Source organism: Clostridioides sp. ZZV15-6388, from assembly GCF_020657755.1.
Classification (GTDB): Bacteria; Bacillota; Clostridia; order Peptostreptococcales; family Peptostreptococcaceae; genus Clostridioides.
On record NZ_JAGWCU010000034.1, the window covers coordinates 1 to 16640 of the forward strand.

Consider the following 16640-nt stretch of genomic DNA (forward strand, 5'->3'; position numbering starts at 1 on the left):
AGCAAATAAGAAACTCTGTAGCATATCCAAACTTAAATGTTAAAATAGCAGCTACTCATGCAGGAGTAACAGTAGGAGAAGATGGAGGAAGTCATCAAGCTATAGAAGATATATCTTTAATGAGAGGAATACCAAATATGGTTATCCTAAATCCTGCTGATGGAATAGAAGCAAAAAAAGCAATATTTTCTGCTGTAAATTACAATGGACCTGTGTATATAAGACTTGGAAGAGCAACTACTGAAGATATACATAATGATGATTATAATTTCAAAATTGGAAAGGGCGAGATTCTTAGACAAGGTTCAGATGTAGCTATAATTGCAACTGGAATAATGGTTTCAAAAGCTATTAAATCTGCTGAATTATTAAGTGAAGAGGGAATTGAAGCTATAGTAGTTAATATATCAACTATAAAACCAATTGATAGTGAACTGATAGTAGAAGTAGCTAAAAATACTGGCAAGGTAGTAACTGTAGAGGAACATAGTGTAATAGGTGGATTGGGTTCTGCAGTTACAGAAGTGTTAAGTGAAAAATATCCTGTTGTAGTAAAGAGAATAGGTGTAAATGATGAATTTGGTCAATCAGGAAATCCAGAATCTCTATTAAATTATTATGGATTGACTGTAGAAAACATAGTTAATACTGTAAAATCATTTTAAGTAAATATAATCAATAATAAAAGTAAACTAAACATAAATTTTATCGATAAAATATGGGAGGAATCAGAATGTTAGAGACTCTAAAAGAAGAAGTATTAAAAGCAAATTTGGAATTACCTGAAAGAGGATTAATTACTTATACATGGGGAAATGTAAGTGGAATAGATAGAGAAAAGGGTCTAGTAGTAATAAAACCAAGTGGTGTTGAGTATGATAAGATGACTGTAGAAGATATGGTAGTAGTTGATTTAGATGGGAATATAGTAGATGGTAAATTAAGACCTTCTTCTGATACTCCAACTCATCTAGTTTTATATAATGAGTTTGAGGAATTAGGAGGGATAGTACATACACATTCAAGTTGGGCTACAACTTGGGCTCAAATAGGTAAATCTATACCAGCATGTGGGACTACTCATGCAGACTATTTTTATGGAAGTATACCATGTACTAGAAAAATGACTCGAGAAGAAATAAGCAGTGAATATGAAAGAGAAACTGGTAATGTAATTGTTGAAGAATTTATGGGGAAAAATCCAATACACTGCCCAGGAGTAATTGTAAATGACCATGGCCCTTTTACTTGGGGTAAAAATGCAAAAGAGGCTGTTCATAATGCAGTGGTTTTAGAAGAAGTTGCAAAGATGGCATATTATACAGAATTAATGAGTCCAGAGAATACTATGGATAGAGTACTTATGAACAAGCATTTTTCAAGAAAACATGGTAAAGATGCATACTATGGCCAAAAATAACTGTCTGGAGGTAAATTATGCTAGAATCTTTAAAAGTTAAAATTGTGGAAGTAGCAATTAAAGCAGAGAATTATGGTTTGTGTAAAGAAAAAGCTGGTAATTTTAGCATTAGAGATAAGGATACTGGATATATACTTATAACACCTTCAGGTATAGGAAGAGAAGAATTGAAAACAGAACACATTTGTGTATTAGACCTGGATGGGAATGTAATAGAAGCTGAGAAAGGTATTAAACCCAGTAGTGAGGTGCTAATGCATATTGAAATATACAAAGTGAGAGCAAATGTAAATGCCGTATCACATACACATTCTCTATATGCAACAGCATTTTCAGTGGCAAATAAACCAATTATACCAATTGTATATGAGTCAGTTAATTATGGTGGTTATGTAGACATTGCTCCATATGAAAGACCAGGGACTTTAGAACTAGCCAAAAGTGTTTCAAAGTTATTATTAGATACGGATGCATGTTTATTAGAAAGACATGGATTGACAACTGTAAGTAATGACCTTGAAGATGCTTTGTTAAAATCGAGATACGTAGAAGAAGCAGCAGAAATATACTATAGGTCTTTAGTATTAAATCAATTTAAAGAACCTAAGGCAGTAGATATTGATGAATTTGCAGAATGGAAATATCCAGAGGAAATAAAATTTTAATTAGGATGATTTGAATTAAAGAGATGAATTAAAATAGATATTGGCTTCTTTATATAGTGTAGTATTTCTTAAGAAATATATTTAATTTGATATATTTATTTAAAACAAAAATAATATAGAACCCTAAATCAATTCTTGTATTGGTTTGGGGCTCTATATTTTCTATTTATACATTTCTATTTATGCATTTCTTTTTATTTGATTTTCTGGTGAATTTATATGTTCAAAGTATTTTTTAGTCTCAGATACTATTATAGGTGATAGTGCAAGTAAAGCTATTAAGTTAGGTATCGCCATAAGTCCATTTACAATATCAGCAATTATCCAAACTACTTCTAATTTTAAGAATGCACCTAATAATACCATAGCTACAAATACAGTTCTATATCCATTCATACCTTTTACACCAAATAGGAATTCAAAACATCTTTCTCCATAATAACTCCAGCCCAAAATTGTAGTGAACGCAAATAATGTTAAGCTAACTGTAAGTAATATTGGTCCAAATGTAGGAATAGCGCCATCAAAAGCTGCTTGAGTCATAACAGCACCATTTAAGTCTGAACACCAAACACCTGATATTACAAGAGAGAATCCAGTAAGTGTACAGATTATAATAGTATCTATAAAAGTTCCTGTCATAGATATAAGCCCTTGCTCTGCTGGCCACTCAGTTTTAGCTGCAGCCGCTGCTATTGGAGCACTACCTAAACCAGATTCATTTGAAAATACACCACGAGCGATACCATTTCTAATTGCTAGTGACATAGTTGCACCTAGAAAACCACCAGTTGCAGCAGTAGGTGTAAATGCACTTTTAATTATTAATACAAAAGTTTCAGGTATTTTATTCCAATAAGATATTAAAATGATTCCACAGATTACAATGTAGATAACTGCCATAAAAGGTACTATCTTAGTAGCGACATTAGATATACTTTTAAGACCTCCAAACACAACTAAAGCTACAAATACTGCTAGTACAACACCTGTAATTCTAGGGTCTACTCCAAAGCTACTATTGATAGCGTCTGTTATTGAATTTACTTGAGTAAAAGTACCTATACCTAAAAGTGCAACTAATATACCACTTATAGCAAAGAATATTGCAAGAGGTCTCCATTTTTCACCCATACCATTTACTATGTAGTACATAGGTCCACCAGATACTTGACCATTTTTATCTTTAGTTCTGTATTTTATTGCAAGGACACCTTCTGAGTATTTAGTAGCCATCCCAAAGAATGCAGCTATCCACATCCAAAAAAGTGCACCAGGTCCACCAGCTTTAATAGCTGTGGCAACACCAACAATATTACCAGTACCAACTGTAGCAGCCAATGCAGTACATAAAGCTGCAAAACTTGAAACATCACCACTACCTTTATTTTCAGCAGCGAATATTAACTTAAGGGCACGTGGAAGTTTTGTTATTTGTACAACTCCAAGTTTAACAGTAAGTAATATACCAGTACCAACTAGTAGTACCAATAGGGGCGGTCCCCAAATAAAAGCATCAACTTTGTTTAAAATATCAATTAGATTCATAAAAACACTCCCTCATTTTTTTGCTTTACACAATCAATAGAATTTTTAATGAAGTAATTGACAGGAAATTAGTATAATTTATTAATAATTTCTAGTGTAATAAAAAAAGCTAAATCTAAAATAGATTCAGCTCTGGATATACACTAATTAGCAACCAAAATAAAAGTATTAATAATACTAGTTTTGGTAGATAATCCCTGTCCTTTTGCCTGAGAGATTGAGCACAAATGCCTTGCCCCTTCGGCGCCCATAATGGGTCTCTCCAGAGTTCCGTAAATTTTACAGTCCTACTTTAAAAAGCACCTGAGAGTGTTACTCCTTCGGTGTGCCATATGGCAACTCTTCTATAAAATCTTAACCGGATATTGATTTGTCATAGCTTATTGTATTAATAATAGTAATATAAGTTTTTGTGTTTTGTCAACTAAAAAATTTAAAAACAAGGAAAAAATATAAAAATATAAGTCTAATTACGAATTATAAACTTATAAATGTAAAGAATATACGTAAAAATAAACAGGATAGAAGCTGTGTAAATTAAGTGAAATATAAGTTTAGAATAAAAAAACAAGAAAATATTAAATAATTAATTAGAAGTGTTTTAATTATGGTAATATTATAGTTACGATATTAAGAAAGCTATTTATTTAACTTTTAAGTATAATGTAAGATTGAATGAAGAGAAAGGAAGTATTTTAAAATGGGAAAAATATTAGTACTAGCAGAGAAACCTTCTGTGGGAAGAGATATAGCAAAAGTTTTGGGTTCGAAGAATGAAAAAAATGGATATATAGAGGGGCCAAAGTATGTTGTTACTTGGGCACTAGGTCATTTGGTTACACTTGCTGACCCTGAAAGTTATGGAGAAAGATACAAATCATGGAGTTTAGAAGATTTACCAATACTTCCTAAGTATCTAAAGACTGTTGTAATAAAAAAAAGTGGAAAGCAGTTTAATACAGTGAAGGCTCAAATGAACAGAAATGATATAGATGAAATAGTTATAGCAACAGATGCAGGGAGAGAAGGAGAACTTGTAGCAAGATGGATAATAGAGAAATCTCAAGTAAAAAAACCTTTAAAACGTCTTTGGATTTCTTCAAGTACAGATAAAGCAATAAAAGAAGGTTTTGCAAAATTAAAAAGTGGTAAAGAATATGAAAATTTGTACTATTCAGCAATAGCACGAGCAGAAGCCGATTGGATTATTGGAATAAATGCAACTAGAGCTTTAACAACAAAGTATAACGCACAACTTTCTTGTGGAAGAGTGCAGACTCCTACTCTTGCTATGATACTTAAAAGAGAAGAAGAAATAAGAAATTTTAAGCCTAAAGAGTATTATGGATTGGAGATAATTGCAACAAAGGGCAATTCAGATATAAAGTTTATTTGGAATGATAAAAACAATAGTTACTCAACTTTTAGTAAAGAAAAGATAGAAAGTGTCTCAAAAAAAGTAAAAGATTTAGATATTAAAATATCTGAAGTAAATAAATCATATAAGAAAAAATATTCACCTGCACTTTATGATTTAACAGAATTACAAAGAGATGCAAATAAAATGTTTGGATTTTCAGCAAAAGAAACATTATCTATAATGCAAAAACTATATGAACATCATAAGGTACTTACTTATCCTAGAACTGATTCTAGGTATCTAACTTCGGATATTGTTGGAACATTAAAAGATAGAATAAAAGCTGTAAATGTTAGTGATTACTCAAAGGTTTGTAATAAGTTATTGAAAAGTAATATTATAGCTAATAAGTCTTTTGTTGATAATTCAAAAGTAACAGACCATCATGCTATAATACCAACAGAGCAAAAAGTGTTTATGAGTGATTTTACAGATAAAGAAAGAAAAATATATAATCTTGTTGTAAAAAGGTTTTTGGCAGTATTAAGTCCTCCTTTTGAATATGAACAGACAACTATAAATGCAACTATAGAGGGTGAGACATTTAAAGCTAAGGGCAATAAAGTAATAAATCTAGGCTGGAAAGAAAGCTATAAAGATATGGATGATGAAGATGAGTATGAAAGCATTCCAAATGTGTTGGAAAAAGATATTCTTAAAGTTAAAAGTTTAAAGATGACTTCAGGAAAGACAAATCCACCACCATACTTAAATGAGGCTACACTTTTAACATCTATGGAGAAAAGTGGACTTGGTACAGTTGCTACTAGAGCAGATATAATAGAAAAATTATTCAATTCATTTTTGATGGAAAAGAAAAATAAAGATATATATATAACATCAAAAGGAAAACAACTGTTAGATTTAGTTCCTGTGGACTTAAAGACGCCAGAACTTACATCATCATGGGAAAAGAAATTATTAGATATTTCAAAAGGTAAGCTTAATAAAAATACATTTATAAATGATATGAAAGATTATTCAAAAGCTATTGTATTAGAAGTAAAAAGCAGTGATAGCAAATTTAAACATGATAATTTAACTAAAAATAGATGTCCGGAATGTGGCAAATTTATGCTAGAGGTAAATGGTAAGAAAGGTAAAATGTTAATTTGTGAAGATAGAGAGTGTAATACTAGAAAAACTATATCACAAACAACTAATTCAAGATGCCCTAATTGTCATAAAAAATTAGAGCTTCGTGGTGAAGGTGAAGGAAGAATTTTTACTTGTAGCTGTGGGTATAGAGAAAAATTATCCTCTTTTAATAAAAGAAAACAAGAAGAAAAAAAGAAAGCATCAAAGAAAGATGTTAATCAATATATAAAAAATCAAAATAAAAATCAAGAAGTATTTAATAATCCATTTGCAGAAGCCTTAGCTAAGTTGAAAAAATAAATAGTTTTCATGGTAATATTATACACAATCACAACTTTAACTATATATTAGTTATATGTACTGATATAATATAGGGTATAGTTTAGACATGAAAGTAGGGATGTCAAATGAGATTAAATTATATGTTTAAATACTATTGTGACGAATGTAAAGATATATGGAATAATTCAAGTATTGAATTATGTAAAGAAATAGAAGCATATAGTGAAGAGTCACAAAAAAAGTGTGAAAGCGAATTAGATAAATTGATAGATAAAGTATCAGTTCACTTAGAAAAGTATCCAAGTGATGTTGTTTTAAGAAAAATGTGGATAAAAAAAGGTGAAGCTTTTTTGCAAAAAACACTAGAAAAAGAGAATATTTTTAAATTAGAGAAAATGAATGTAGAAGATAGAAAAAAATTCTTAGAAATAACAAAACAATTTATCAGAGATGCTAGAGGATTTGATGATGATTTACCTATAGAAGATATTATGCAGGCCATGAGGAATGTATGGATTTCAAATGCGCTACAATTATTATTTGGAAAAGATGTGTATTATTCAAAAGCAAGTTTTGCATATAGTATGTTATATCCATATACAGACAATTATTTAGATAATACAAAGACAAATGAAATGGATAAAACTTTATTTAATAGTTGGTTAGAAAAAAGACTCTTAGGAGAACAAATTAAACCTAATAACTGTCATGAAAGTAAAGTATCTCAGATGATAGATTATATTGAAGAGGTTTATCCTAGAGAAGATTTCAAAGAAATATATGAGTCACTGTTATTAATATTTAGAAGCCAAGTAAAGAGTTTAAAACAGCAGGATAAAGAGACTTATTTGCATAAAGATGAAATATTATCCATTTCTGCTGAAAAGGGAGGTTCATCTGTTTTAGTAGATGGATATTTAATAAATGGGCTTATGACAAAGGAAGAAATAAAGTTTTGTATTGGTTATGGATTTTTATTACAAATATCTGATGATTTACAGGATATAAAAGAAGATTTAAAGTATAATCATAAAACTATTATGACAGAGATGTCAAAAGAGGGGTTATTGGATGAAATTGCAAATAAGTTAATAAACTTTACTATTGAATTAATAGATAACTTTAAAATTAACAGTAGAAATGAAGCTATAACAGATATGATAAAAAATGATTGTTTAATGTTGATTTTGTTTTCTATAGCTTATAATGCTGAATTTTTTTCTATAGAATATATAAAAAAAATAGAGAGATTTCTTCCATATACGATATCTTATTCATTGGAAATTAAAGAGAAGATGCGAAAAAAATTTAAAAATATTGATTTCTTAAATAATGAAAATGAATATAAAGAAATGATTGATACTATATGTGCAAAGTAGAAAAATAGTGAGATGTGTAATACATATCTCACTATTTTAAGTTTAAATAAAAATATTGATTTTAAGTTATTTAAATGCAGTAATAATCCCATTATCATGTAGGTTTTTAATGATTGTAGCTGCGATAGGAAATCCAAATAATCCAGCTATTCCGAATAGTTGAGCACCAACAAACATACACATTAGGGTTATTAAAGGATACAGACCAATTTGTTGTCCTACTACTTTTGGCTCCAATATTTGTCTAACAACAGTTATGATTATGTATAGTATTAAAAGTCCTATTGCCAAATGTATATTACCATTGATTAATGAAATAATCATCCAAGGAGTTAAGATACTTCCTGTACCTAATACTGGTAAAATATCAACAAGCGCAACGATGACAGATATAGTAAATGCATTTTCAACTTGTAGGATATTAAGACCAATAAGAAGTTCTACAAATGTTACTGATAGTAGTATGGCATATGCTTTTAGCAATTTTAAAATAGCATTGATACTACTATTTTTTATATTGATTATCATCGACTGACTTTTTTCTGGAAACTGTCTTAAAATAAAGTTTACTATTTTTTGATAGTCAAATGTAAAGAAAAAAGAAGCAATTAAAGTTATAATAAGTTTCAACATAAATGCAGGGGTTTTACTTGCAACACTTGCAATAGCATTAAGTGCATTTGTTGAAATAGAGGCAACTAAAGACATCATAGATTGACTGATATTATCCCAACCAAGTATCAATGCTAGATTAACATTAGGTGTACTAGCATCTATCTTAGAAAATAAAGTGTTTAGTGTTGGCTGTATACCTGATTTATATATGTCAGGAAGTCTAAAAAATATGTCGCTTATACTTGCAAATATTTTTGCACCAAAACTAACTAATAAAAAGATTCCTAATCCATAAAAGGCTAAAAGTACTACCGCAGAAATAAATGTACGATTTAAGTTTGTATTATCTGTAATAAGTTTTATAATAGGTCTTAAAATAAAGGCAATGATAAAACTAATCACAAAAGGCATCAATAATGGAAATAAGAATTTTAACACAACATATATAATACTTGCTATTAAAACTACATATGTAAATTTAATTATAAAGCTCTTTTGTTTTTGAATGTCCATAATATAAAACCTCCAATGTATTTAATAGTATTCTAAATATGTCTTATTTATATAAAATACTACTGTATATTGATTATAAACTATAAAGCTTCTATGTAGTAAATAAATTATGTAAAATTTAGGTTAATTTTGTATAAAGATACACTTTTGTATTTTACAATTAATAAGTAAATAGGAAAAAATATTTTAAATAAATAGCATAAAATTGTGATAAAATTAATTTATAATGTTTGAGCTAAATATAGTAGATAACTTATCATATGATAGATAATTTTTAAGAGGTGGTAAGATGAAAAACTTTAGAGATTTAGGTGGAAATAAAACAGAGGATGGTAGAACTGTAAAGTATGGTTTATTTTATAGGTCTGCAAAATTATCAAATTTGAGTAAGAACGATATAAAGGTTTTAAAAGAATTAAATATCAAATACGTATTTGATTATAGAAGTGATGAAGAGGCTCGTAAACATCCATCAACAATAATATCAAATATAAAAAATATAAGAATTCCCGCAATGAGAGAATTAGAAGAATCAGGAGGTCGTTTTGGTTCTATAGAAGATATGATTGATGGCTTATTTGAAAAAGATGGTGCGTTTAATATGCTAAATAATAGCTATTATAATCTACCTGTAAATAACCCTTCATATAAAAAACTAGTAGAACTTATAAAAGATTACTCTAATTTGCCAATACTAAATCATTGTACAGCTGGTAAGGATAGAACTGGTGTAGGAAGTGCTATAATTCTTATGATTTTGGGTGTATCAAGAGAAAATATAATGAAAGATTATCTAAAAAGCAATGAGTTTGCAGACAAGGAAATAGAAAGGTTTATAGAATATAAACCTAAATTTAAACATATTCCAAAAGCAAGATTAAATTATATATTTGGTGTAAATGAAGAATATATGAAGACAGCTTTTAGAAGAATTGATGAGGAATACAATAGTGTAGAAGAGTATCTATATGGAGAATTTAATTTAAATAAAGAAGAGATAAAAAATTTGAGAAATCAATATCTAGAGCAAAAGGTGATTTTATGAGTTTAAATATAACCGCTAGACAGATAAATATAATAAAGATACTGTTAAATTCAAAAGATACAATGAGTGGACTTGCCTTAAGCCAAGAAATAGGGTGCTCTTCAAAGACTATACAAAATGAAATAAAGGATATTAACAAACAACTTAAAAATGGTAAAATTTTATCAATAAGAGGTGTTGGTTATAAGTTAGAGGGAAGCTTTGATGAAGTGAATTTAAATAGTAACCTTTATGATGATGTAGATAGGGTAGAATATATAATCAGAAAAATACTAACTTTAAGCAATGAAGAAAAAAATACTATAAGGCTTGAAGATTTAGCAGATTCTATGTATGTAAGTGTTTCAACAGTAAAAAATGATTTAAAAGAAGTAAAGAGGATATTGGATAAGTATTCAATTTCCGTTAAATCTAAGCATAAACAAGGTATATGTATTTCTGAAAATGAAGATAAGATATTAAATTGTATAATTGATTTAAGTAATAAGAGAGACAATCAACTCAGTCTAAATGATTTTTTAAATGATGATATAAAAGAAAAAAAGTTAATAATAAAAAAAATACTATTAGATGTATTAAATGAAAATGGATTAGTACTAACTGATATAGAATTTAAGAATGTATTAAATAATATATTAGTTATTTTGAGCAGGCATAAGTATGATGAAAAAGAATTTATAAAGGAATATGTAGAAACCTATAGCTACAAGAGAAGTTTAATATTAGCAAATGAACAGTACAAAGAAATTATAATAAATTCAATAAGAACGTTTTGTAAAAATTTAAAGCTAGCTACATCAATAGATATAAGTCATGATGATATATTTGAAGAATATCTATATAAGCATATCAGTAGCTTGTGTAAGAAAATAAAGTTAGGCATGAATCAATCACCTATAATAGCACAAGATATTAAAATAAAGTATCCATTTGCGTTTGAATTAGCTAATATAGCTAAAAAAACAATAGAACAAGATTTAAAAATTGAAATCAACGAAGATGAAGTTGCAAATATAGCTCTACATATAGGAGGTGCTATTGAGAGAGCATCCTATAATAATAAAGATAAGGTTTTCAAAGCGATAATAGTTTGTACATCAGGTATAGGCACCTCAATGTTAATAAAAGCTAAATTAGATAATATATTTAGAGAAAAGCTAGAAATATTAAAAATTATTCCTTCATATCTAGTTGAATATGTAAAGGTTATAGATGTTGATTTTGTAATATCTACTGTACCTATTGAAATAGGTGATATACCAGTAATAAACATATCTCCAATGTTGAGTGAAAAGGAAATTAAATTAATTGAAAAATATATAGAAACAGGCAATGTATATTTGGATTTAGATATAAAAAACTTATTTGATAGTGAGTTGTTTTTTACTGATTTAGATTTTAAATATAAAGAAGAAGTTATAGATTTTATGGCAAGTGAACTTGTACAAAAAGGTTATATAGATGATGATATGAAAAACTCTTACTTTGAGAGAGAAAAAATAGCAACAACAGAAATAGGCAACATGGTATCTATACCACATGGAGCTATTGGAAAGGTTTTTGATAATAAAATAGCAATTGGAATACTAAAAAAACCAATTGCTTGGGAAATATCAGATGTGCGCTTAATAATAATGTTGGCACTTGATAAAGATAAAATATTAGATTATGAAGTTATATTTTCAAACATATATAAAAGAGTGGATTCTATAGCAAAAGTTATAAGCATATGTGAAAATAGCAATTTCGAAAAATTTGTAAACATGTTTAAATAGAGATATATACAACATAGTGCTGTATATACACATGTAAATTTGGATAATATAAAACTAAATAAGATGAAAACGATAAATTTCTCTTTTAATTAAGAGAAATTTTTTGACTTTCAGGAATATTAATATGGAGTTAAGATATTAAATATAAGATAAATAAATAAAAAGAGGTGGCAAAATGATTTATACAGTAACATTAAATCCATCAATAGATTATATAGTTAAATTAGATGAATTAAATACAGGAAGCACAAATCGTGTAAATGAAGAATACGTTTATCCAGGAGGAAAAGGTATAAATGTATCTTGTATACTTAAAGAACTTGGACATGACAATACATCATTAGGTTTTATAAGTGATTTTACTGGTGAATATATAGTAAAGACATTGGAGGAAAAAAAATTAAAGACAGACTTTATAAAATTGAAAAATGGTTTTTCAAGAATAAATGTAAAAATAAAAGTGTCAGAGGAAACCGAAATTAATGGACAAGGACCCAATATAAGTGATGAATATATCAACCTATTATATAAAAAACTTGATAAATTAAATCAAGATGATATTTTAATATTGGCAGGTAGTATACCGTCTACTTTGGATGAAAAATTATATGAAAATATAATGTCTAGGCTAGAAGAAAAGAATATAAAAATTGTTGTAGATGCAACAAAAAATCTTCTTCTTAATGTCTTAAAATATAAGCCTTTCCTAATTAAACCTAATAATGATGAACTAGAGGAAATGTTTGATGTCAAATTAAATTCAAATGAAGATATAGTAAAGTATGCTAAAAAGTTAAAAGAAATGGGAGCTGTAAATGTTTTAGTATCCATGGGTAAAGATGGAGCATTACTGATTACAGAAGATAATGAAGTATTTATAAGTGATGTACCTAAAGGAACTGTAAAAAATTCTGCAGGAGCAGGAGACTCTATGGTAGCAGGATTTATATCTGGATATCTAAGTACTGGTGAATATGATTATGCTCTTAAATTAGGTGCAGCCTCAGGGAGTGCAACTGCTTTTTCATATGATTTAGCTGAAAGAAAATGTATTGATAAATTAGTAAACGAAATATCTGTTAAAAGATTTTAAAAATAACCCAAAAAATATATAGAGAGGAAATGAGAACTTATGAAAATTATAGATTTATTAGATGAAAAATCAATTAAATTAAATTTAAAGTCAAAAAACAAACCAGAAGTAATAGAAGAACTAGTTGATTTAGTTGCAAATAGTGGTAATTTAAATGATAAAGAAAACTATAGGAAAGCAATTTTAGCCCGTGAAGAGATGAGTACAACAGGAATTGGAGAAGGTGTAGCTATTCCTCATGCTAAGACTACATCAGTTGACAAAGCTTGTATAGCAGCTGCGGTATCAAAGGAAGGTATAGATTATGAATCTTTTGATGGAAGTTTGTCAAATTTATTTTTTATGATAGCTGCACCAGATGGAGCTAATAATACACATCTTGAAGTATTATCAAGATTATCTACAATACTTATGGATGAGGATTTTAGAAATAAACTTATAAATTCAAATTCAGCAAGAGAATTCAAAGAAATAATAGATAAAAAAGAAAGAGAAAAATTCAGTGAAGAATATCAGGATGAAGAAATTAGTAAAGAAGATACTGTAAATAATAAAGATAAAAATATTAGTAAATATCCTCAAGTTTTAGCAGTAACAGCGTGTCCAACAGGAATAGCACATACATTTATGGCAGCTGAAAGTTTAAATAAAATGGCTGAAAGTAAAGGTATCTCTATAAAAGTAGAAACTAATGGCTCAGCAGGAGTTAAGAATAGACTTACAAAAGAAGAGATAAAAAATGCTACATGTATAATAGTAGCAGCAGATAAAAATGTTGAAATGGCTAGATTTGATGGCAAAAAAGTTATAAAAACTAAGGTTGCTGATGGTATACACAAAGCGGAAGAACTTATAGATAAAGCTGTAAATGGAGATGCTCCAATTTATCATGGAGTAGGAGAAGGAAGTCACAACGAATCAGGTGAAGAAAGTGAAAGTGGATTTAGAAAAGTATACAAGCATTTAATGAATGGTGTATCTAATATGTTGCCATTTGTTATTGGTGGAGGTATACTTATAGCTTTAGCATTCTTACTTGATGATTACTCTATTGACCCTTCACATTTTGGTTCAAATACACCAATAGCAGCATTTTTTAAGGGAATTGGGGATAAAGCATTTGGATTTATGTTACCTGTACTTGCAGGTTATATAGCATATTCTATATCTGATAGACCTGCATTTGTTGTAGGTTTTGTAGGAGGAGCTCTTGCAGGAGATGGTGGTTCAGGTTTTCTAGGGGCACTACTTGCAGGATTTATAGCAGGATATTTAGTAGAAGGACTTAAGAAAATATTTAACGTATTACCAACTTCATTAGAAGGAATAAAACCAGTATTATTATATCCTTTATTTGGAACTCTTTTGATGGGTGTTATAATGACATTTCTAGTAATACCTCCAGTTACAGCAATTAATAATGCTATGGTTGGATTCCTAAATAGTTTAGGTGGAACTTCAAAAATAGTTTTAGGATTAGTGTTAGGCGGAATGATGGCTGTAGATATGGGTGGACCTGTAAATAAAGCAGCTTATGTATTTGGTGTAGCATCGCTTGAATCAGGGCAATTTGAAATAATGGCAGCAGTAATGGCTGGTGGTATGGTTCCACCACTTGCGATAGCTCTTGCAACTACATTTTTCAAAAATAGATTTACAAAAGAAGAAAGAGAGTCTGGTAAAGTTAACTATGTAATGGGGTTATCATTTGTAACAGAGGGAGCAATACCTTTTGCAGCTGGAGACCCACTTCATGTTATACCAGCTTGTGTTGGAGGTTCAGCAGTAGCAGGAGCACTTAGTATGTTATTTAATGCAGCTCTTCGTGCACCTCATGGAGGCGTATTTGTTATACCAGTAGTTACTCATCCTCTTGGATATATAGTAGCTATAATTGTAGGTGCTATAGTTGGAATGATGCTTTTAGCACTGCTTAAAAAACCATTGAATCAAAGAGCATAATAACTAAAATCTGTTTAATAAATAAAAATATGATGTTTTATAAAATTTAATATATTATTGAATTATCATAAGATAAGGGTTTATATAAAAAAGTGAGTTAAGTCTGATATACAGAGTTTACTCACTTTTTTTATAATAAATATATTACTTAGAATATTATAATTAACAAAGATTAAAATTTTTCTGATGGTTTCAATTTTATTATTAAATTATCTACACATTACATATTTTGTTTAATTTTATTCATATGTAAATTTAAATAATTTGGTGTATTTATATTTTTTAATTACATTTATTTGTTTCAAATCACTCATTTTAATTTTTCACAATATATTATAAGTTATGTCAGCTAGCTGACATAACTTATAATATATTTTAGTAGTCTTAGTCACTAGAGTCTTGCTAATTTAGTTCTACTCTATATGCTCTAAATCAATACCATATTTTCTTTCACCTTTTATAACTTTGAATTTATCATTTTTATTAGGATAAATAGTCACAACATTGTCTTTATACTCTGATTCATCACATTTTATACTAAGTGGCATAAGCTCTGATTCTCCATATAGATAAGTAACAGGCTTATTATTGTTCATAACAACAATTTGTACCATATCTCTATCTTTTGGAGAAGATATATTTCTCCATTTATATCCTACAGCTTTATATATATCGTTTGCTGATGTTCCAGACTTAAAGATAAATATTTTATCCCATTCAGGAGGCATTACCTTTGCTAGTCTTATTTCATTGTTGTTTTCACTAGCTTTCATAAGTGAAGAAGCGAATTGTCCGAATTTCTCATCTTCTTCATTTTTCTCAAATTTAACTAACTCACTAGATTTGTCAACTACACTCCATTTATCTTTATTTTTTTCTAACTTAAAGTTAATTTTAGAAATACATTCTCCATGTTTTCCTGGTTCAGTAACTATAACCTTTTCTCCCGATGTGTTTTTATAATCGTGTTGTTCAATTTGAACATGATTATGTCCTGCAACTATCGCATCAATACCATCAATTTGTTGAGCTAAATCCTGTATTCTATTACCTGGATTTTTAGGTTTTTTAGGCTTTTCACCTGTGTGTGCAACAGCTACTATTATATCTGGATTTTCTTTTTCCATGATTTTTACCCACTTTTTGGCATCTTCTACTAAATCATTCATATATAGTTCACCATCATAACCTTCTTGGTCTTTTAGCTCTAAAGATTTAGAATCCACAAGTTCTCCATTTTCATTTAGCTGTTTTCCTTCACCAACTTCTTTTATAGTAAGTCCAAGAATTCCTAGCTTTACATTTCCTTCTGGTGTATCAATATTTTTTATTATGTATGGTTTTGTATAGCTATCCCCATTTTTCTTATAAGTATTAGCTGATAATACATCTATTTTTTGTTTTTCAAAATCAGATATCATATTATCTAAATGATATTTATTAAGGGAGATAAATTCATGATTACCAAGAACTACAGCATCATAACCGACTTCTTTCATGTCCTTTGAAATAGGAGTTTCAATATAGCTTTCAGTTTTGTTGTTGTTATCTTTAAGCATAGCATTAGAATAATCATCCATACTACTACCTAAAGCTACTCCACGGTCAAAGAAGTCTCCAGCATCTACTAAAGTTATATTTTTATCTTTTTCTCTTTGTTTCCTTACATAAGAAGTTAACTCATAAGGGATGTTACCATGTAAATCGGTAGTGGCTAATACATTTATTTCTGTTGTATGTTTTGAAGTACACCCAGACATTAGCAATATAAATAAACAAGTAATGCCTATAATTATTTTGTTTTTCATAAAACCTCCATTTTATT

12 protein-coding genes and 1 riboswitch are annotated in these 16640 nt (G+C 28.7%); of the genes, 9 read left to right on the plus strand and 3 right to left on the minus strand.

Annotated features, from left to right (window positions below):
• From KGF48_RS16355 to KGF48_RS16365, 3 genes are all read left to right on the plus strand, one after another.
• On the plus strand, nt 1–665 hold a 665-nt coding region (locus tag KGF48_RS16355; RefSeq protein WP_227868263.1), incomplete at its 5' end, for a transketolase C-terminal domain-containing protein.
• Between the two features lie 68 nt (nt 666–733).
• Nucleotides 734–1420: an L-ribulose-5-phosphate 4-epimerase gene (gene araD, locus KGF48_RS16360; RefSeq protein WP_227840621.1), complete on the plus strand. Its 687-nt coding sequence runs from the start codon at nt 734–736 to the stop codon at nt 1418–1420.
• A 17-nt stretch (nt 1421–1437) separates the two neighbouring features.
• Nucleotides 1438–2085 (plus strand): class II aldolase/adducin family protein, encoded by a 648-nt coding sequence (locus KGF48_RS16365; RefSeq protein WP_227868264.1) that lies wholly within the window; start codon nt 1438–1440, stop codon nt 2083–2085.
• 180 nt (nt 2086–2265) lie between these two features.
• Here the strand turns inward: KGF48_RS16365 and KGF48_RS16370 are convergent, their stop codons facing one another.
• Nucleotides 2266–3633 carry an alanine/glycine:cation symporter family protein gene (locus tag KGF48_RS16370; protein ID WP_227840620.1) on the minus strand — a complete coding sequence of 456 codons (1368 nt, stop codon included), beginning with the start codon at nt 3631–3633 and terminating at the stop codon, nt 2266–2268.
• 187 nt (nt 3634–3820) lie between these two features.
• A riboswitch (glycine riboswitch) is annotated at nt 3821–3909 on the minus strand.
• A gap of 424 nt (nt 3910–4333) precedes the next feature.
• Between KGF48_RS16370 and KGF48_RS16375 the strand changes: the two genes are divergently transcribed.
• Both KGF48_RS16375 and KGF48_RS16380 read left to right on the plus strand, forming a co-directional pair.
• Nucleotides 4334–6451 (plus strand): DNA topoisomerase III, encoded by a 2118-nt coding sequence (locus tag KGF48_RS16375; RefSeq protein ID WP_227868265.1) that lies wholly within the window; start codon nt 4334–4336, stop codon nt 6449–6451.
• 107 nt (nt 6452–6558) lie between these two features.
• Complete coding sequence (locus KGF48_RS16380; RefSeq protein WP_227840618.1) at nt 6559–7812, plus strand: flagellar protein FliS; 1254 nt, start codon at nt 6559–6561, stop codon at nt 7810–7812.
• Nucleotides 7813–7878: 66 nt separating this feature from the next.
• On the opposite strand, the gene ytvI is transcribed toward KGF48_RS16380, so the two are convergent.
• Nucleotides 7879–8940, minus strand: coding sequence for a sporulation integral membrane protein YtvI (gene ytvI, locus KGF48_RS16385; RefSeq protein ID WP_227868266.1), 1062 nt, complete (start codon nt 8938–8940; stop codon nt 7879–7881).
• A 289-nt stretch (nt 8941–9229) separates the two neighbouring features.
• Between ytvI and KGF48_RS16390 the strand changes: the two genes are divergently transcribed.
• The 4 genes from KGF48_RS16390 (at nt 9230) to KGF48_RS16405 (ending at nt 14815) form a co-directional block, all read left to right on the plus strand.
• Nucleotides 9230–9985, plus strand: a complete 756-nt coding sequence (locus KGF48_RS16390) for a tyrosine-protein phosphatase (RefSeq protein WP_227868267.1) — start codon at nt 9230–9232, stop codon at nt 9983–9985.
• Nucleotides 9982–11760: a BglG family transcription antiterminator gene (locus KGF48_RS16395; RefSeq protein WP_227868268.1), complete on the plus strand. Its 1779-nt coding sequence runs from the start codon at nt 9982–9984 to the stop codon at nt 11758–11760. The genes KGF48_RS16390 and KGF48_RS16395 overlap by 4 nt, the downstream gene beginning before the upstream one ends.
• Before the next feature lie 175 nt (nt 11761–11935).
• Nucleotides 11936–12853 (plus strand): 1-phosphofructokinase, encoded by a 918-nt coding sequence (pfkB, locus tag KGF48_RS16400; RefSeq protein ID WP_227840615.1) that lies wholly within the window; start codon nt 11936–11938, stop codon nt 12851–12853.
• Nucleotides 12854–12892: 39 nt separating this feature from the next.
• A complete protein-coding gene (locus KGF48_RS16405; protein WP_227828884.1) occupies nt 12893–14815 on the plus strand; it encodes a PTS fructose transporter subunit IIABC in 1923 nt (640 codons plus the stop codon).
• 413 nt (nt 14816–15228) lie between these two features.
• On the opposite strand, the gene KGF48_RS16410 is transcribed toward KGF48_RS16405, so the two are convergent.
• The gene (locus tag KGF48_RS16410) at nt 15229–16623 is read right to left on the minus strand and encodes a metallophosphoesterase (protein ID WP_227828883.1); all 1395 of its coding nucleotides are present in this window, start codon (nt 16621–16623) and stop codon (nt 15229–15231) included.
• Nucleotides 16624–16640 lie beyond the last annotated feature (17 nt).